Below are 18934 nucleotides of genomic sequence, written 5' to 3'. Positions count from 1 at the left end.
TTGTTCTAAAACGTTGGGGGATTTATGATGTTAAAAAGATGGACGAGTAAAAAAGAAGAACGAAAAACGGCTACTGAAGACATCGTGCTCGATCCTCAAAATATTCCAGAACATGTTGCGATTATCATGGATGGAAATGGCCGATGGGCTAAAAAAAGAGGGTTGCCTCGAGTAGCGGGTCACCGTGAAGGCATGAACGTCATTAAAAAAATGGTTAAAACGTCCAACAAATTAGGCGTTAAGACATTGACGCTCTATGCTTTTTCTACGGAAAATTGGAAAAGACCCAAGCCGGAAGTCGATTTTTTGATGAGATTGCCGGAGCGCTTTTTAAAGGCTGAACTCCCTCAGTTAATTGAAGAAAATGTTCAAGTGCGTATAACCGGAACAAAGGATGCGTTACCAGAGCATACTCAAGAAGCCGTGAACAAAGCCATTAAAGATACTTCTTCCAATGACGGCTTGATTTTGAATTTCGCATTGAATTATGGGAGCCGTCATGAAATGGTTGAGGCGATGAAAGATGTTTATAAAGAAATTGAACGTGGCACACTGGCTATTGAGGATGTAACGGAAGATGTTCTTTCAGCTCATCTCATGACAAGCGGATTGAAGGATCCTGACTTGTTGATTCGAACTAGTGGAGAAATCAGGCTTAGCAACTTCATGCTCTGGCAACTGGCGTACTCGGAGTTTTGGTTTACAGACGTGTTATGGCCTGACTTTACAGAGGAACACTTTATTGAAGCGCTCGAAGTATATCAAAAAAGGACACGTCGATTCGGCGGAGTTTAGGAGGGTAGGCAATGAAACAACGAATTATTACCGGTGTTATAGCCGGTGCGGGATTTCTTGGAATTATACTCGTTGGAGGTTTGCCGTTTACCCTCCTTATCTTTTTACTTGCGACTATAGCTATGGCTGAGATTTTAAAAATGAAGGGGATGTCTCCTTTTTCTTACCGTGGTGTAATAGGTTTTGTTTTTATGTGGCTTCTCTTGTTACCGGAAAACATATTGAACTTTGATCTCATCCACTTGGAACGAACAGAAACCTTTTTACTTATGATCATTGTTCTTTTAGCTCTTACGGTGATTTCAAAGAACCGTTTTACGTTTGATGAAGCCGGCTTTATTATCTTATCTTCTGTATACATAGGATTTGGTTTTCATTATTTTTTAACGGCTAGGTTTTTGGATGACGGGCTCATCTTTATCTTTTTCGTTCTTGTTCTTGTATGGGTTACAGATTCAGGTGCTTATTTCTGTGGACGTTTTTTTGGAAAACATAAATTATGGCCTGAAATCAGTCCGAAAAAAACAATTGAAGGATCGCTTGGAGGTATTTTCTTTGCCATTCTATTTGGTTTTGTATACAGCTACTTCTTCCCAGTGTACGAATCTTGGTTTGTGATCCTACTCTTTATCCTTGTCGTAAGTATTGCCGGTCAACTTGGGGATCTTGTTGAGTCTGCACTAAAGCGCCACTATTCAGTAAAAGATTCAGGACAAGTTTTACCTGGACACGGTGGAATATTGGACCGGTTTGACAGTTTAATTTTTGTAATGCCTATCTTGTATTTATTATCGTTCATTCAGTAGGTACAAATAAAGGAGCGTCATAGAGATGAAGACGATCATTCTACTTGGTTCAACTGGATCAATCGGTGTTCAAACACTTGATGTGATCCGTGCTCATCCTGAGCAGTTTAAGCTTCATGCCTTAACATGCGGGAAGAACATCACTCTTGCAGCAAAGCAAATACAAGAATTCAATCCAGCATTTGTTAGTGTTCAAAATAAAGAAGACAAAGAAAAGCTTGAGACTATGGTACCTTCATCCGTGAAGGTTGGCTTTGGTAGTGATGGCCTTATTGAAGCTGTAGAACAACTCAAAGGCGACATTGTTGTCAATGCTTTGATGGGGAGTGTGGGGCTTGAGCCTACATTAGCCGGAATGAAGGCAGGCAAGGATATCGGTCTTGCAAATAAAGAAACGCTCGTTACTGCAGGCCACATTGTGACTGAGTGGGCTAAACGATATAAAGTCAACCTCATCCCGATTGATAGTGAACATTCAGCCATCTATCAATGTCTAGAAGGAAATTCTGAAAAAGAAGTAGAAAGACTAATTTTAACCGCTTCTGGAGGGAGTTTTCGAGACAAATCAAGAGAAGAGTTGGAAGGTGTAACTGTCAACGACGCCCTCAATCACCCAAACTGGAGTATGGGTGCCAAAATTACCATTGACTCCGCTACGATGATGAACAAAGGATTGGAAGTAATAGAGGCCCGCTGGCTCTTTGATATGCCATATGAGATGATAGACGTGATCTTGCACAAAGAAAGCATGATCCACTCTATGGTAGAATATATTGATGGTAGCGTACTAGCCCATTTAGGAATGCCGGACATGAAAGTACCGATTCAATATGCTTTGTCCCTTCCACATAGGCTTCCATTGCCGGATAAAAAGAAATTGAACTTATGGGAAATTGGGACACTGCATTTTGAAAAGCCGGATTTTAATCGGTTCCGTTGTTTGAAAATGGCTTATGAAGCTGGAAAGGTTGCCGGCACAGCACCAACGGTTCTAAATGCAGCAAATGAAGTTGCAGTTGATGCGTTTTTGAACGGGCGCATCCCATTCTTGGAAATTGAAACGATTATTGAAAAAGCTCTGGAGAAACATGATGTTATTTCCAATCCCGACCTTGAAACCATTTTTGAAGTAGACCGTCGAACGAGAAGTGTGATTCAAACTGATATGAAATAAAAGGTTGTGATAACGTGAACACGTTTATAGCTATTGTGATCATTTTTGGTCTCCTTGTCTTTATTCACGAGTGGGGGCACCTTGTTTTTGCAAAGAGGGCTGGAATTTTATGTCGTGAATTTGCGATAGGATTTGGTCCTAAGATTTTTTCTTTTAAAAAGAATGAGACGACCTATACGATCAGGCTTCTTCCTTTAGGAGGATTTGTTCGTATGGCTGGAGAAGATCCGGAAATGATTGAAATTAAACCGGGTTATGAAGTGGGTTTGAAGTTTGACAATCAAGACCGTGTTACGGATATTGTGGTCAATAACAAATCTAAACACCCTGATTGTAAAGTTATCCAGGTCGAGAAGATTGATCTTGAACACAAACTGTTTGTTCAAGGATACGTACCGGATGAAGAAGGTCTTGTCACGTATGAGATCCACCCGCAAGCACGTTTTATCCATGATGAAGAAGCTACACAAATTGCACCATACGATCGACAGTTCTCTTCAAAAACCATCCCTCAGCGGGCAATGGCGATTTTTGCTGGACCTTTAATGAACTTTGCTTTAGCTGTCGTTATCTTAGCACTGTATGCGTTAATTGCAGGCCTACCTGTTGACGAATCGGTTGTAGGAGATGTGACCGATGATGGAGTAGCTGTAGAAGCAGGTCTTGAAAGTGGTGACAGAATTGTCTCGATCGATGGTGAGAGTGTAGCCACGTGGGAAGAAATGACTTCTATCATACAAGGAAGTCCGAACGAGTCATTGTTGTTTGAAGTAGAAAGAGGTTCAGAGACGTTTGAAGTTCAAATGACACCTGAAGAAAGAATGGGTCCTGAAGAACAAGTCCAAGGCGTTGTGGGTATTTACCCCCCTACTGAATTTAACATTCTAGGATCCATCTTGTTTGGTTTTACAACGACGTATGAATACACCGTTCTGATTCTTGAAGCATTAGGAATGCTCGTAACAGGGCAATTTAGTCTTGACCACTTAGCTGGACCTGTAGGAATATACAGTTATACAGGTGAAGTGGCCGCAATGGGAATTCTTGTGCTCATGCAGTGGGCTGCTATATTGAGTGTAAATCTAGGTATTATTAATCTTCTGCCACTCCCTGCGTTGGATGGAGGAAGGCTCATGTTTATTGGTTTGGAAGCAGTCCGTGGAAAGCCGATCGATCCTCAAAAAGAAGGAATGGTCCACTTTATTGGATTTGCCTTGCTCATGCTTCTCATGCTTGTAGTAACGTGGAACGATATTAATAAATTCTTCTTGTAAGCTAAATAAAGAGTTAAGATAAAGTGTAGCTGTGACATCGTTCATAGCTACACTTTCCTTAACCGCCTTAAGTATAGGAAGAACGCTTATGCTAATGCTTTAATTCTATATATTATAAATTGAGCGATCTCTTAGTCAGTAAACTTAATTATATGTGAAGTGCCGTGTCCTTTTGTTATGCGAAGCTGAACGCTAGAATCGCAAGGAAGTTAACATAAGGAAGTAAGCACAGCACGTCATTTTCAAAGAAAGCTTTAATAACACTGTTTTTGTAAGGCGTGCTTCTTTAATACAAAGAAGAGCCCTTATGCTTACCAAATTCTAGTGATGAACATAATAACTAAGAAACACCTTAAACAAAAGCAGTCTTTAAAAAAAGAATACGAGGTGGTATACATATGAAACAAAGTACCTTTTTATCCCCAACATTGAGAGAAGCACCAAGTGACGCAGAAGTAAAAAGCCATCAGCTCATGTTGCGAGCGGGTCTCATTCGTCAAAGTTCTGCAGGCGTATATTCCTTTTTACCTTTAGGTCTTAAAGCATTAAAGAAAGTAGAAAATATAATTAGAGAAGAAATGGACAAGTCGGGTGCACAAGAAATGCTCATGCCGGCTATCCAAAACGCCGAGCTCTGGCAACAGAGTGGCCGTTGGGACATGTATGGTCCTGAGTTGATGCGAGTAAAAGATCGCCATCAGAGGGAATTTGCGTTAGGTCCAACCCACGAAGAAGTGATTACGGCACTCGTTCGTGATGATATTAATTCTTATAAGCGTTTACCAATGACCCTTTACCAAATTCAAACAAAGTTTAGAGATGAAAGACGTCCAAGGTTCGGTATATTACGATCTCGGGAATTCCTTATGAAGGATGCGTATTCATTCGACACAGATTTTGATGGCCTAGATGTGAGTTATCAAAAAATGTACGACGCATATTCAAATGTCTTTACTCGTTGTGGTCTCGATTTCCGTGCGGTAGTTGCCGATTCAGGTGCTATGGGAGGAAAAGATACACATGAATTCATGGTGTTAAGTGATATTGGAGAAGACACAATTGCTTACTCTGATGAATCTTCATTTGCGGCTAACATTGAAATTGCTCCAGTTCATGTGAATTATGAAAAATCGAACGAATCTCTAGAGGAGCTTGTTACAAAAGACACACCTGGGAAGAAGTCGATAGAAGATGTGTCTACATTTTTAGGTGCAGACAAAGAAAATCTGATCAAGAGCATGCTATTTATGGTAGATGATGAACCTGTCCTTGTGCTCGTACGTGGTGATCACGAAGTAAACGATATTAAAGTGAAGCACGTTCTTGATGCTACGAAGGTTGACTTAGGGACCGACGGAGATGTGAAAGAACACATTGGCGATGTAGTAGGGTTCGTTGGACCAATTGGTATTTCAGATAAAGTAAAAATCATTGCAGATCGCGCTGTTGAATACATAGTCAACGGTGTATGTGGGGCAAACGAAGTGGACAAGCATTATTGCAACGTGAACCCAGAGCGCGATTTTTCCGATGTGAACTACGATGACCTCAGATTCATTCAAGAAGGAGACCCGTCTCCTGACGGAAAAGGTATGATCCAATTTAAAGAAGGTATTGAAGTAGGTCATGTCTTCAAGTTGGGCACGCGTTACAGTGAATCAATGAAAGGGACATTCTTGGATGAAAACGGAAAATCCCGCCCTATGGTGATGGGAAGCTATGGAATCGGTGTATCAAGAACAGTTGCTGCCATCATTGAACAACACCATGATGAACATGGAATTGTGTGGCCTCATAGTGTAGCTCCATTTCATATTCATTTAATTCCGGTCAACATGAAGCAAGAACAACAAAAGAACCTCGCGGAAAAACTATACGGGGAGTTAAACAAAACATACGACGTGCTGTTTGATGATCGTCCGGAGCGGCCTGGCGTTAAATTCAAAGATGCGGATTTGATGGGAATGCCGATCCGAATTACGGTTGGTAAACGTGCAGATGAAGGAATCGTTGAAGTGAAACTTCGTACGGAAGAAGAAAAAATGGAGCTTCACGTAGACGAACTTGGCGATTTATTAAAAAGTCGTTTGAATCTGTAAACAATCTGATTTAACATAGTATAAGGGTGTCCAGTGAAGGTGAACGAAATGCCTTTTTGGGCACCCTTAACACGTGTATGTGTCATGATATTATGACGTGGCCGACTTTCCCAATAGATTGATGGAAGTCAAAAATATTACTACCATACAAAAACGGCGGAAGGTTTTAGTCCCTTCCACTCTATCGTGACTCTTATTGAACCAATTGGTTCATGGTTTAAAGGCACAGGTGAATCGTTCAAATGAAGAGGTGTCTTAACAAGGAATCACGATATACGATAGACTTTAGAACTTCAGTCGTATTTTACGAAAGCAGCGAAGTGGCTTTACTTTAAAGCTAGCATCATGCTTCATATAGAGGATTCAAGTGGAATTGTAAGGGGGAAGAACAAATGCAAGACGAGCGCACGATACGTAAGGAGAGATTCGAACTCCTTTTGGAACAGGTAGCCATGCCTACTGAAATAGCACAACATCATGTAAAAGGCGGATACATAGAAAAGCTTGAAGTATATAAAAACGAAAAGCGGTGGCATTTTTCAGTTTGTCTGCCTAGGATTCTTCCGTTTCCGGTTTTTGACGTATTCAAAACAACGATCAAAGAGGGCTTCAAACATATTGCTGCTGTCGACCTCACACTTTCATATGAAGAACCTCTCGATCCGAGAAAGCATGTGAACGACTACTGGCCTTATTTCGTCGAATGTTTAAAACAAAGTACAAACGGTCTTATTCACCGACTTAAGGATCAAACGCCGATGATCGATCAAAACAAACTCATTCTTGCGGCTCTTAACGATGCTGAAGCGGCGATGATGAAGAGAAAAGTGGCAGAACCATTAAAGGAACTTCTAATCAAAACGGGTTTTCCTCCTTTAACCGTTGATACGACTGTAAAAGAGTCGAAAGAGGCATATGAAAAGTTCGTTGAGAAGAAGCAGGAGGAAGATCACTCCAAAGTGGTCGAGGCCATGCTTGAAAAACAAAAGGTAGAGAAGAAAGCGAAGGAAATGGGTGCTACTTCATCTGTCTCAATCGGAAAAGCAATCAAAGAAGAGCCAAGACGAATGGAAGAGATTCAGGAAGAAGAAAACGGAATCGTCTTTCAAGGGTATGTGTTTGACGCAGAAACACGCGAGTTAAGAAGCGGAAGAACATTGCTAACATTTAAAATGACGGACTATACGGACTCATTCTTGATCAAAATGTTCTCTAAAGATAAAGAAGACGTCCCTGCTTTAGAAGCCATTAAAAAAGGCATGTGGCTCAAAGTTAAAGGAATGATTCAACATGACACGTTCGTAAGGGATCTTACGATGATGGCGCGGGATATTCAAGAAGTTCGCCCTGTTGAAAAACAAGACCTTGCACCAGAAGACGAAAAAAGAGTTGAACTGCACCTCCATTCGCCAATGAGTCAAATGGATGCTGTAACGAGCGTATCAAAATACATTTCCCAAGCAAAAAAATGGGGACATAAAGCGATTGCCGTAACAGACCATGGCGTTGTCCAAGCTTACCCTGAAGCATACGGAGCAGGAAAAAAAGAAGGCATCAAAATATTGTACGGGCTGGAAGCGAATTTAGTGGATGACGGCGTACCGATTGCGTATAACGAACAAGACAGAAATCTGATGGATGATACCTATGTGGTGTTTGACGTGGAGACCACGGGCTTATCGGCCGTTTATAACACCATTATTGAACTTGCTGCAGTAAAGGTAAGAGATGGAGAAATCATCGATCGGTTTGAATCATTTGCGAACCCTCACGAAAAGCTGAGCCCGACAATCATTGATCTTACGGGTATTACCGATGATATGGTAAAGGATGCTCCGGAAGTGGGTGACGTTCTAAAAGACTTTCACGAGTGGATGGGTGACGCTATTTTGGTGGCGCACAACGCAAGTTTTGATATGGGATTCCTTGATGCAGGCTACAAGCGTATCGGCTATCCGAAAACGCCGAACGCGGTGATTGACACGCTTGAACTTGCGAGGCTTCTTTACCCTAATTACCGAAACTATCGGTTGAACACGTTATGTAAAAAGTTCAATATCGAACTGGTTTCCCACCACCGTGCCATATATGATGCAGAAGCAACAGGCCACCTCCTTTGGAAAATGGTCAAAGATGCTGTAGAAAAAGAAATCACAAACCACAATCAATTAAATGACCAATCGTCTGGAGATGAGTATAAAAAACAACGACCACATCACTGTATACTCCTTGCCAAAAACCAAGACGGTCTTAGGAATATTTACAGACTCGTTTCCCACGCCCATATCGATTACTTTCACAGAGTCCCTCGTATTCCAAGATCCGTATTGGAAAAAAATCGAGAAGGGGTTTTGATAGGATCTGGTTGTGATAACGGTGAGGTCTTTGACGCGATGATGCAAAAAGCACCTGAAGAGGTAGAGGATATTGCACGGTTTTATGACTATCTAGAAGTACAACCACCGTCAAATTACCATAAACTCATTGAAAAAGAGATTATCAGAGATGAGTTGGCTTTAAAAGAAATCTTGAAAAACATCGTCGAACTTGGAGAGAAGTTGGATAAGCCGGTTGTCGCGACAGGAAACGTTCACTATTTAAATCCTGAAGATAAAGTGTACAGGCAGATCTTGATTGCTTCACAGGGGGGAGCAAATCCTTTAAACCGTCATTCTCTTCCGGATGTTCATTTCAGAACAACAGATGAGATGCTGGAATGTTTTTCTTTCTTACCCGAGGAAAAGCGAAAAGAAGTAGTTGTTACAAATCCGAACAAAATAGCGGATGATATTGATGAAATTAAACCAATCCCTGATGATCTTTATACCCCTAATCTTGAAGGGGCGGATGATGAGATGCGAGAGATGACGTACTCGAGAGCGAAAAGCCTTTACGGAGAAGAATTGCCGGAAATTGTGGAAGCTCGTATCGAAAAAGAACTCAAATCCATTATCAGTAACGGATTCTCAGTCATTTATTTGATCTCACAAAAGCTAGTTAAGAAATCTCTAGATGATGGGTATCTTGTTGGCTCTCGTGGATCGGTTGGTTCGAGCTTTGTGGCTACAATGACAGAAATTACAGAAGTAAATCCGTTACCGCCTCACTATGCGTGCCCAAATTGTAAGCATAGTATCTTCTTTGATGATGGATCGGTTGGTTCGGGCTTTGACCTTCCGGATAAAGACTGTGAAAAATGTGGTACAAAATACAATAAAGACGGTCAAGATATACCCTTTGAAACGTTTCTGGGATTTAAAGGAGATAAGGTTCCTGATATTGATTTGAACTTCTCAGGTGATTATCAGCCGGTTGCTCACAACTATACAAAGGAACTGTTCGGAGTCGATTACGTTTACCGTGCAGGAACAATTGGTACAGTAGCTGAAAAAACCGCATACGGTTTTGTGAAAGGATACGAAGATGATCATCAGTTAAGGCTACGTGGTGCAGAAATCGACCGCCTTGTATCCGGGTGTACTGGAGTAAAGAGAACGACAGGACAACACCCAGGGGGGATTATCGTAGTACCTGACCACCTTGATATTTTTGATTTCTCTCCAATCCAGTTCCCAGCAGATGACAGAGAATCTGAATGGAAAACAACACATTTTGACTTCCACTCCATTCATGACAATCTGTTAAAACTTGATATTCTGGGACACGACGATCCGACAGTCATACGTATGTTGCAAGATTTATCAGGTATGGACCCGCAAGATATTCCTGTTGATGACCCTGAAGTATTCAAGTTATTTAGCGGTACAGAAGCGCTAGGGGTCACTGAGGAGCAAATTATGTGTAAGACAGGCACATATGGAATTCCGGAGTTTGGTACCCGTTTCGTTCGACAAATGCTTGAAGATACGAAACCGAGCTCTTTTAGTGAATTGGTGCAAATCTCCGGGTTGTCCCATGGGACCGACGTGTGGCTAAACAATGCCGCTGATTTAATTGCTGATGGCACATGTGTGTTAAAAGATGTGATCGGTTGTCGTGACGATATTATGGTCTATCTCCAATACAAAGGTCTTGAAGATAGCTTGGCCTTTAAAATCATGGAATTTGTGCGAAAAGGAAAAGGTCTTCAAGAAGAATGGATTGAAGAGATGAAAAAACACGGTGTACCTGATTGGTATATCGGGTCTTGCCTTAAGATTAAATACATGTTCCCAAAAGCCCACGCCTCTGCCTATGTATTGATGGCGGTTCGAATTGCGTATTTTAAAGTTCACCATCCTATTTTGTTTTATGCTGCGTACTTCACCGTACGTGCGGACGATTTCGACCTTGATACGATGCATCGTGGCTCAGCGAGTATTCGAAAGCGAATGGAAGAGATTTATCAAAAAGGTTTGGATGCAGCACCAAAAGAAAAAAGCTTGGTGACCGTTCTTGAGTTAGCATTGGAAATGTGCGAAAGAGGATACTCTTTCCAAAAGGTCGATCTGTACCGCTCGAAAGCAACAGAATTCGTCGTTGATGGAGACAGTTTAATTCCTCCATTCAATGCTTTGACTGGTGTCGGTACAAACGCAGCAATTAATATTGAAAAGGCAAAAGAAGGCGGCGAATTTTTGTCTAAAGAAGATTTACAAAAGAGAAGCAAGATTACAAAGACCGTTCTTCAAAACCTTGATGATCATGGTTGCTTGGAAGGGTTGCCTGATTCCAATCAATTATCGTTATTCTAGCTCGTTTGCAGTGTAAAATGGTTTATGTTATAGTTAGATGGCAATACTTAGAATAACGGCAGCCGGAAGAGTGGGATCATCCCACTCTTTCTTTTGGATAAAAGTCCATTATTTGGCACTTGAAGGGTTGCCCAAATGAGTTTCGTTCAAAATAAGGAAACAGAGTCATAGACCTATACTTTTCTTAACGTTTGCCTTGATTTTGAACACCAATCCCAACATACGTCCAGTTCGTTCAAAGCAAGGAGGCGAAACATATGGCAGGTAACATTATTTCAAAAACAGAAACGATAGCAAAATCAATCGTAGAACAAATGGATCTTGAATTAGTAGAGGTAGAGTACGTCAAAGAAGGAAAGAATTATTTTCTTCGCGTATACATTGATTCCGAAAAAGGCGTCGATCTAGATGACTGTGCAGCGGTTAGTGAAAAACTAAGCGAAGCGCTAGACCAGGATGACCCAATTGAAGAAGCGTATTACCTTGAAGTGTCCTCTCCAGGAGCTGAACGCCCGTTAAAAAAGGAAGAAGATGTAAAGAAAGCCGTTGGTAAGAACGTGCACGTGACTACGTACGCACCGATTGACGGTGAGAAAGTGTTCGAAGGAAAACTGTTGGAGTTTGACGGAGAAACACTTACGATTCAAATGATCGTGAAAACGAGAACACGTTCGGTTCAAGTTCCATACGAAAAAGTGGCTAAAGCGCGTCTCGCCGTCATTATTTAACCATAAAGGGTCTTGTCCCGGTCGTATCTAGAATATGGCGGGCGATTCGACATGTCCATTAATTGTATTAAAGGGGGAAATACCACTCATGAACAGTGATTTCATGGATGCCTTAACGAGCATCGAGAAAAACAAAGGCATTGACAAGGAAATTATCCTTGAAGCGATTGAACAAGCCTTGATTACAGGTTACAAACGAAATTTTAACCAAGCACAAAACGTACGTGTTAATATTGACCGGGAAAACGGTGATATTCGCGTTTTCGCCCAAAAAGTCGTTGTGGAGGAAGTCTTCGACGCGAGACTAGAGATTTCCGAAGATGCAGCTAAGTCGATTAGCCCTCAATACCAGGTCGATGACATCGTAGAAATCGAAGTCACACCTAAAGATTTCGGGAGAATTGCAGCACAAACAGCTAAGCAAGTTGTAACACAACGAGTACGCGAGGCTGAGCGAGGCATTATTTATTCGGACTTTATTGACCGAGAAGAAGATATTATGACTGGGATCGTTCAGCGTCAAGACCACCGTTTCATTTATGTGGACCTTGGAAAAGTAGAAGCGATCATGCCCTTAAATGAGCAAATGCCTAACGAGTCATATAAACATAATGACCGAATCAAAGCATTTATTACAAAGGTTGAAAAAACGACCAAAGGTCCTCAAATCATGATCTCAAGAACTCATCCGGGCCTTTTGAAGCGTTTGTTCGAACTTGAAGTTCCCGAGATTTACGACGGAACAGTTGAGATTAAATCCGTATCTCGCGAAGCTGGTGACCGTTCAAAAATTGCGGTTCATGCAGAAGATCCTGAAGTAGATCCTGTAGGTTCTTGTGTAGGTCAACGTGGTCAACGTGTTCAAACGATTGTAAATGAATTAAAAGGGGAAAAGATTGACATCGTCCGTTGGTCAGAAGACCCTAAAGAGTATGTGGCAAATGCCCTTAGCCCGTCAAAAGTTCTTCAAGTGAAAGTGAACGAAGAAGAGAAAATGACGCAAGTGGTTGTTCCTGACTATCAGCTTTCATTGGCAATTGGTAAAAGAGGACAAAACGCTCGCCTTGCAGCGAAACTAACTGGATGGAAAATTGACATCAAGAGTGAGTCCGATGCAGTTGAGCTTGGTCTGTATGATCCTAATGCTCTTGAAGAAGAAAAACACGACGTTTACGATCAAGAAGGATTTGACGAGCAAGAAGAGAATTATACAGAAGCAGCCTCCTATTCAGAAGAGGACTTTGAAAAGTAAGGAGTCCTGAAGATGAAAGCGAAGAAAACTCCTTTACGTAAATGTATCGTGACCAATGAGATGAAGCCCAAAAAAGAGCTCGTACGAATTGTACGTACGCCTGAAGGTGATGTTCTTTTTGATCCCACCAGCAAGAAATCAGGTCGCGGTGCTTATCTCACAGGAACAAAAGAAGTTGTTTTAGAAGCCAAGCAAAAAAACATTTTGTCCAGACACTTGAAAACAAAAGTGGATGAAGAATTTTATGACTATCTTTTAACCGAAGTAGCAGAAGGGAAGAAAAAATGAACGATAAAGCCCTTAATCTGCTCGGACTCGCTTATAGAGCGAGGATGATCGTTACAGGTGAAGAAATAGTATTACAGTCGATGCGAAAAAACAGACTGCATCTTGTCATCCTCTCAGAAGACGCATCCGACAATACGAAAAAGAAAATTACCGATAAGGCGTCCCATTATGGTGTCCCTCTCTTAATCAAAGGAGAACGCCATATACTAGGGCAAGCAATCGGCAAAAGTGAAAGAGTAGTATTGGGAGTCGAAGAAAACGGCTTTGCCAAAAAGCTTCAGTCGTTACTGGAATAAAGATTCATGGCTCAACCTCTTGGAAGGTAGGTAAGTGTGCCATGATCTCAGGAGGTAAATAGATGAAAAAGATGCGAATCTACGAATATGCCAAAGAAAAAAATACGACAAGTAAAGCCATTATTGAACGTCTTAAATCAATGAATGTGGTTGTATCCAATCACATGAGTGTGCTGACTGAAGATGCTGTAAAAAAGCTCGAGTCAGGTAATAACACACAGGGGAAAACGGAACAAAAAAATAACGCACCTACGCGTAAAAGTAATGAAGGACGTGATCAGTCACCTATGAATGATAAAAAACAAACAACCCGTTCAAATAAGCCGAATAACAACCAAGCAAAAAAGGGAAATACCAATAATAATAGAAACCGTAACAACCAACGCGGGAACAATCAGCGCGGGAACAACCAGCAACAAAACCGCCAACCATCCCGTCCGGCTCCAAAGCCAATGCCAACTGAAATTACGTATACATTACCGATTACTGTTGGTGAATTTGCAGATAAGTTGAATAAAGAACCATCCGAAATTATTAAAAAACTAATGGGATTAGGCGTCATGGCCACGATTAACCAAGAGCTTGATAACGACACAATCGAACTTTTAGCTGAAGATTTTGGTGTGAAAGTAGAAGAAGAGATTGTCATTAATGAAGCGGAATTCGAAACAATTGAAGAAGAAGATGCGCCTGAAGATTTAATTGAGCGTCCGGCTGTTGTGACGATCATGGGACACGTTGACCACGGTAAAACAACCCTTCTTGACAGCATCCGCCACACGAAAGTGACAGCTGGAGAAGCTGGTGGAATTACACAGCATATCGGTGCCTATCAGGTCGAGGACAAAGGCAAAAAAATTACGTTTCTTGATACACCAGGTCACGCAGCGTTTACAACAATGCGTGCACGAGGTGCGGAAGTAACAGACATTACGATTCTTGTAGTAGCTGCAGATGACGGGGTAATGCCACAAACCGTCGAAGCAATTAACCATGCTAAAGCTGCAGAAGTACCAATTATTGTAGCCGTGAATAAAATGGATAAAGAAGGGGCTAATCCTGACCGCGTAATGCAAGAGCTAACTGAACACGGCCTTGTTGCAGAAGCGTGGGGCGGAGATACGATTTTCGTTAACGTAAGTGCGATTAACGGAGAAGGTATCGATGATATATTGGAAATGATTCTTCTTGTTTCCGAAGTCGAGGAGTACAAAGCAAATCCTAACAAACGTGCACGGGGAACAGTTGTTGAAGCAGAACTTGATCGCGGTCGCGGTCCTGTAGCAACCCTACTCGTTCAATCAGGAACACTTCGAGTAGGTGATCCAATCGTAGTAGGAAACACGTTTGGTCGTGTACGTGCGATGGTCAATGATCTAGGACGTCGTGTAAAAGAAGCGCCACCTTCGACTCCTGTGGAAATTACCGGTCTTAACAGCGTTCCGCAAGCCGGCGATCAATTCATGGTATTTGAAGACGAGAAGAAAGCCCGACAAATCGGTGAAACACGTGCGATGCAACAAAAAGTGTCAGAGCGTCGTGAATCTTCCCGCGTAAGTCTGGATGACTTGTTTAACCAGATTCAACAAGGGGATATTAAAGATCTCAACATTATAATTAAGGCAGACGTACAAGGTTCTGTAGAAGCCATGAAAGGCTCTCTTGAAAAGATCGAAGTGGAAGGTGTTAAAGTTAATATTATTCACACAGGTGCAGGAGCCATTGCCGAATCTGACGTTATTCTTGCTAGTGCCTCAAACGCTATTATCATCGGATTTAATGTACGTCCGGATGTAAATGCGAAACGTACCGCCGATCAAGAAGGTGTCGACATTCGCCTTCACCGTGTCATCTACAATGCGATTGAAGAAGTTGAACAGGCAATGAAAGGGATGCTTGACCCAGAGTACCAAGAAAAAGTAATTGGTCAAGCGGAAGTCCGTCAAACCTTTAAAGTGTCGAAAATCGGTATGATTGCAGGATCTTACGTTACTGAAGGCAAGATCTCCCGTGATGCAACCGTTCGTTTGATTCGTGATGGCGTTGTTGTCCACGAAGGTGGTATCCGTGACTTGAAGCGTTTTAAAGATGATGCAAAAGAAGTAGCGAAAAACTACGAGTGCGGGATTACATTGGATAACTATAACGACGTTAAAGAAGGCGACGTCATTGAAGCCTACGTAATGGAAGAGATTAAGCGTTAATGATTGCAACGATTACAATCGAAGCGATTATTTATGATGCTCAGTCATTAAAGGAGAAGCGCGGGGTGTTAAAAAGTGTGATGACCCGCCTTCGCGATCGCTTCAATATTTCGGCTGCCGAAACGGACCACCAAAACGTCTGGCAAAGAACGGAAATCACACTAGTTTCCGTGAGCTCAGACAAGGTCCGTTTGGAGCAGGAATTAAATAAAGCATTACATTTCATTGACAGCGTTCCGGAGATCGAGACTGCTTCGGTTCAATGGGAGTGGTTCTAAAGGGAGGCAGCTACCTTCGTTTATACATAGAACCTAAACCCGTAACTACATTTGGAGGTGCGCACTATGAGTAATGTTCGTGCAAATCGCATCGGAGAACAGATAAAAAAAGAGCTAACTGATATTATTCAGCGTGAAATCAAAGACCCAAGAGTAGGCTTTGTCACAGTCACTGCTGTTGATGTAACAGGGGACCTCCAGCAAGCTACAGCTTTTATTACCGTTTATGGTGATGATGAACAAAAGGAAAACACCTTAAACGGTCTTTCAAAAGCAACCGGATTTATTCGTTCTGAAATTGGAAAGCGAATCCAAATTCGAAAAACACCTGAATTGTTTTTTAAGTTCGACGAGAGCATTGAGCGCGGCAATCGAATCGAAGAGCTTCTTAGAAAGCTTAACGACCGTTAATGCAATGAATGCCGGGGATGATTCAAAGGATGTAGTTAATCCTTTGGGTCATCCCTTTTCTTTAGCTCTTTGAGTAACCAGATCCTTTGGGTCATGATACGATTCGGATTGAATGACACATAGTAGATAAAAAAACAGAGTAATAAAATCAAAAAAGTCGAATTGAGGTGTACAGGATGAACCCAGAAGGAATCGTGCCACTATGGAAAAAGAGAGGGAAAACCTCCTTTGATTGTGTAAGGCAAATGCAAAGACTGTTTGAAACGAAAAAGGTAGGTCATACAGGAACACTAGATCCTGATGTGGAGGGGGTTTTACCTATTTGTATCGGACGGGCCACAAAGCTTGTTGAGTATATGACAGCTGAAGCCAAAGAGTATGAAGGGGAAGCAACGCTCGGTTATTCAACGACTACTGAAGATGTGTCTGGTGAAACCGTAGAAAAAAAAGGAGTCTTGGATACGATTGGAGAACATGAAGTGGACAATGTCCTTAAAGAACTTCAAGGAACGATTAAGCAAACACCACCCATGTTTTCCGCAGTAAAAGTGAAAGGTAAACGACTTTACGAGTATGCTCGTCAAGGAATCGAAGTTGAAAGACCTTCAAGAGAAGTAACCATCTATCATTTGGAGAGGACATCTCCTGTTACACACGAAGATGAATTAGTGAGGTTTCGTTTTAGAGTTACATGCAGCAAAGGAACGTATGTCAGAACCCTTGCTGTAACGATGGGGGAGAAGTTGGGTTATCCTTCACACATGTCTGATTTAACCCGAACCGCATCAGGTGCATTTACGAAAGAGCAATGCCTTACTGAAGAAGAACTTGCGCAAATGAAAGAAAGCGGGACTTTATCTGATGCTCTTTACCCTTTTGAACATGCTCTTAAAAACTGGCCTAGTCTTACCATTGACGAAGAGACAGAAGCAAAAGTCATGAACGGAGCTGTCATTCCATTACCAAAAACCATGGACGAATCCCGTTTCACTTTGTATAATCAACATGGGGAGTGCTTGGCAATCTATCAAAAGCACCCAAACAAAGCTGGTATGATGAAACCGGAAAAAATGCTAAAAATACATTGATTTTTTTCTAAAATGATCATGCAGGTATTCGAGGTGGCAATGTGCAAACAATTCATATAAAACATCCTCATTCTTATCAAAAGTCCGATTTTTCTCCACTTGTTCTGGCTCTCGGCTTCTTTGACGGTGTTCATAGAGGTCACCAAAAAGTGATTGGAACAGCGATAGAAGAGGCAAACAATCGTGGTTTAAAAAGTGGCGTAATGACGTTTGATCCTCACCCAAAAGAAGTGCTTAGAAAAGGGGAGGCTATTGATTATTTGACTCCACTTGTCAAAAAAGAATCGGAGATTAAAAAGTTGGGTCCTGACTATCTTTTTATTGTTCATTTTACACCTGCATTCGCAGAACTCACACCACAAGACTTTTGTGATGACTATTTGATTGGCTTAAATGTGAAACACGTTGTAGCGGGCTTTGATTACTCCTACGGGCGTTTAGGCAAAGGAACAATGGAAACGATTGAATTTCATTCTCGTGGGGAGTTTCGCCATACAGTAGTGGAAAAGGTGGATGAAGACGAAGAAAAGATCAGTTCAACCCGTATTCGTTCCTCTATTCGTTCCGGAGAATTAAAAGAGACAACGAAGTTGCTTGGAAGAAACTATGAAACAAAAGGACTCGTAGTCGGTGGAGACAAGCGAGGGAGAACAATCGGATACCCGACAGCCAATGTGAATAAAGAAGATTCCTATCTTATTCCTAAACCAGGAGTGTATGCGGTTGAATTAGCTGCATCCGGAAAATGGTATGAAGGCATGTGTAATATTGGATATAAGCCGACATTTAACAAAGAGCGTCCCGATGAACTGACAGTGGAAGTCCATTTGTTTGACTTCAATGGAGATTTGTATGGTGAAAGTGTTTCCATACGCTGGTACGAACGAATTCGCTCCGAGAAAAGCTTCTCAGGAGTGGACGAGCTGCTCGCTCAGTTAAAGTCAGATGAAGAACAAATTCGTCATTATTTTGCTGATTTTAAAGAAAAGTAATGTCTACCCTTGTTTTTTTCGGGCAAAGCTAGTATTATATTTAATGTTAACCTTCACTTGGCGGAACGAGTCACCGACGTCCGCTAGGCGATAGGGGATCTATATTTAAGGAGGTGGATTGGATGGCTTTATCACAAGAGCACAAAAATGAAATCATCAACGAATTCAAAACTCACGAGAACGATACTGGTTCTCCTGAAGTGCAAGTTGCTATCCTAACGAAGCAAATCACGACACTAAACGATCACTTGCGTACGCACAAGAAGGATCACCACTCTCGTCGTGGTCTACTGAAAATGGTTGGTCAGCGTCGTAACTTGTTGACTTACCTACGTAACAAAGACGTTGCTCGTTACCGTCAACTCGTTGACAAACTTGGTCTTCGTCGATAAGAACACTCAAGAAAAAGCGGGACTCATCCCGCTTTTTTGTTATAATAAGAGGAAAAATTTTACTGTGATGGTAGCTGTTTAAATGAACATTGCCCCTGGACTGCCCATCTGATATGATAAAAAAGGCTAAGGATTTTTGTCAGACAGGTTTACTACATAAATT

General features: G+C 41.7%; 16 protein-coding genes. All 16 read left to right on the top strand.

The annotated features are described in order from the left end of the window. Positions 1–24 precede the first annotated feature (24 nt). A complete protein-coding gene (locus G476_RS0109375; RefSeq protein ID WP_026689869.1) occupies positions 25–795 on the top strand; it encodes an undecaprenyl pyrophosphate synthase in 771 nt (256 codons plus the stop codon). 11 nt (positions 796–806) lie between these two features. After that, positions 807–1601: a phosphatidate cytidylyltransferase gene (locus G476_RS0109370; RefSeq protein WP_026689868.1), complete on the top strand. Its 795-nt coding sequence runs from the start codon at positions 807–809 to the stop codon at positions 1599–1601. A 25-nt stretch (positions 1602–1626) separates the two neighbouring features. Next, complete coding sequence (gene dxr / locus G476_RS0109365; RefSeq protein WP_026689867.1) at positions 1627–2775, top strand: 1-deoxy-D-xylulose-5-phosphate reductoisomerase; 1149 nt, start codon at positions 1627–1629, stop codon at positions 2773–2775. A gap of 14 nt (positions 2776–2789) precedes the next feature. Beyond that, positions 2790–4049 (top strand): RIP metalloprotease RseP, encoded by a 1260-nt coding sequence (gene rseP / locus G476_RS0109360; RefSeq protein WP_026689866.1) that lies wholly within the window; start codon positions 2790–2792, stop codon positions 4047–4049. A gap of 398 nt (positions 4050–4447) precedes the next feature. Beyond that, the gene (locus G476_RS0109355; RefSeq protein WP_026689865.1) at positions 4448–6148 is read left to right on the top strand and encodes a proline--tRNA ligase; all 1701 of its coding nucleotides are present in this window, start codon (positions 4448–4450) and stop codon (positions 6146–6148) included. 392 nt (positions 6149–6540) lie between these two features. Then, a complete protein-coding gene (locus tag G476_RS0109350) occupies positions 6541–10842 on the top strand; it encodes a PolC-type DNA polymerase III (RefSeq protein WP_026689864.1) in 4302 nt (1433 codons plus the stop codon). A gap of 257 nt (positions 10843–11099) precedes the next feature. Beyond that, the gene (gene rimP / locus G476_RS0109345) at positions 11100–11570 is read left to right on the top strand and encodes a ribosome maturation factor RimP (protein WP_026689863.1); all 471 of its coding nucleotides are present in this window, start codon (positions 11100–11102) and stop codon (positions 11568–11570) included. Positions 11571–11658: 88 nt separating this feature from the next. Continuing rightward, positions 11659–12822 carry a transcription termination factor NusA gene (gene nusA / locus G476_RS21665; RefSeq protein ID WP_051314733.1) on the top strand — a complete coding sequence of 388 codons (1164 nt, stop codon included), beginning with the start codon at positions 11659–11661 and terminating at the stop codon, positions 12820–12822. A 12-nt stretch (positions 12823–12834) separates the two neighbouring features. Continuing rightward, complete coding sequence (rnpM, locus tag G476_RS0109335; RefSeq protein WP_026689862.1) at positions 12835–13110, top strand: RNase P modulator RnpM; 276 nt, start codon at positions 12835–12837, stop codon at positions 13108–13110. Continuing rightward, positions 13107–13406 carry a YlxQ family RNA-binding protein gene (locus G476_RS0109330; protein ID WP_026689861.1) on the top strand — a complete coding sequence of 100 codons (300 nt, stop codon included), beginning with the start codon at positions 13107–13109 and terminating at the stop codon, positions 13404–13406. Before rnpM ends, G476_RS0109330 begins: the two co-directional genes overlap by 4 nt. Before the next feature lie 62 nt (positions 13407–13468). After that, entirely contained in the window at positions 13469–15610 is a 2142-nt protein-coding gene (infB, locus tag G476_RS0109325) for a translation initiation factor IF-2 (protein ID WP_026689860.1), read from the top strand. After that, positions 15610–15888, top strand: a complete 279-nt coding sequence (locus tag G476_RS0109320) for a DUF503 domain-containing protein (RefSeq protein WP_026689859.1) — start codon at positions 15610–15612, stop codon at positions 15886–15888. The genes infB and G476_RS0109320 overlap by 1 nt, the downstream gene beginning before the upstream one ends. A 66-nt stretch (positions 15889–15954) precedes the next feature. Further along, a complete protein-coding gene (rbfA, locus tag G476_RS0109315) occupies positions 15955–16299 on the top strand; it encodes a 30S ribosome-binding factor RbfA (protein WP_026689858.1) in 345 nt (114 codons plus the stop codon). A gap of 176 nt (positions 16300–16475) precedes the next feature. Continuing rightward, complete coding sequence (gene truB, locus G476_RS0109310; RefSeq protein ID WP_026689857.1) at positions 16476–17387, top strand: tRNA pseudouridine(55) synthase TruB; 912 nt, start codon at positions 16476–16478, stop codon at positions 17385–17387. A 41-nt stretch (positions 17388–17428) separates the two neighbouring features. Beyond that, positions 17429–18379 (top strand): bifunctional riboflavin kinase/FAD synthetase, encoded by a 951-nt coding sequence (gene ribF, locus G476_RS0109305; protein ID WP_026689856.1) that lies wholly within the window; start codon positions 17429–17431, stop codon positions 18377–18379. 122 nt (positions 18380–18501) lie between these two features. Beyond that, complete coding sequence (gene rpsO, locus G476_RS0109300; RefSeq protein ID WP_026689855.1) at positions 18502–18771, top strand: 30S ribosomal protein S15; 270 nt, start codon at positions 18502–18504, stop codon at positions 18769–18771. Positions 18772–18934: the final 163 nt, after the last annotated feature.

Origin of the sequence: Alteribacter aurantiacus DSM 18675, from assembly GCF_000429705.1 — a bacterium.
GTDB classification, from domain to species: Bacteria; Bacillota; Bacilli; order Bacillales; family Salisediminibacteriaceae; genus Alteribacter; species Alteribacter aurantiacus.
Note: the sequence above shows the minus strand (reverse complement) of the source record. Positions and strands in the feature narration are given on the sequence as shown.

Excerpts from the sequence above, each read along its gene's own strand:
- G476_RS0109375 (WP_026689869.1), top strand. The coding sequence starts at position 25 with ATGATGTTAAAAAGATGGACGAGTAAAAAAGAAGAACGAAAAACGGCT.
- G476_RS0109370 (WP_026689868.1), top strand. The coding sequence starts at position 807 with ATGAAACAACGAATTATTACCGGTGTTATAGCCGGTGCGGGATTTCTT.
- dxr (WP_026689867.1), top strand. The coding sequence starts at position 1,627 with ATGAAGACGATCATTCTACTTGGTTCAACTGGATCAATCGGTGTTCAA.
- G476_RS0109355 (WP_026689865.1), top strand. The coding sequence starts at position 4,448 with ATGAAACAAAGTACCTTTTTATCCCCAACATTGAGAGAAGCACCAAGT.
- G476_RS0109350 (WP_026689864.1), top strand. The coding sequence starts at position 6,541 with ATGCAAGACGAGCGCACGATACGTAAGGAGAGATTCGAACTCCTTTTG.
- rimP (WP_026689863.1), top strand. The coding sequence starts at position 11,100 with ATGGCAGGTAACATTATTTCAAAAACAGAAACGATAGCAAAATCAATC.
- nusA (WP_051314733.1), top strand. The coding sequence starts at position 11,659 with ATGAACAGTGATTTCATGGATGCCTTAACGAGCATCGAGAAAAACAAA.
- rnpM (WP_026689862.1), top strand. The coding sequence starts at position 12,835 with ATGAAAGCGAAGAAAACTCCTTTACGTAAATGTATCGTGACCAATGAG.
- G476_RS0109330 (WP_026689861.1), top strand. The coding sequence starts at position 13,107 with ATGAACGATAAAGCCCTTAATCTGCTCGGACTCGCTTATAGAGCGAGG.
- infB (WP_026689860.1), top strand. The coding sequence starts at position 13,469 with ATGAAAAAGATGCGAATCTACGAATATGCCAAAGAAAAAAATACGACA.
- G476_RS0109320 (WP_026689859.1), top strand. The coding sequence starts at position 15,610 with ATGATTGCAACGATTACAATCGAAGCGATTATTTATGATGCTCAGTCA.
- rbfA (WP_026689858.1), top strand. The coding sequence starts at position 15,955 with ATGAGTAATGTTCGTGCAAATCGCATCGGAGAACAGATAAAAAAAGAG.
- truB (WP_026689857.1), top strand. The coding sequence starts at position 16,476 with ATGAACCCAGAAGGAATCGTGCCACTATGGAAAAAGAGAGGGAAAACC.
- rpsO (WP_026689855.1), top strand. The coding sequence starts at position 18,502 with ATGGCTTTATCACAAGAGCACAAAAATGAAATCATCAACGAATTCAAA.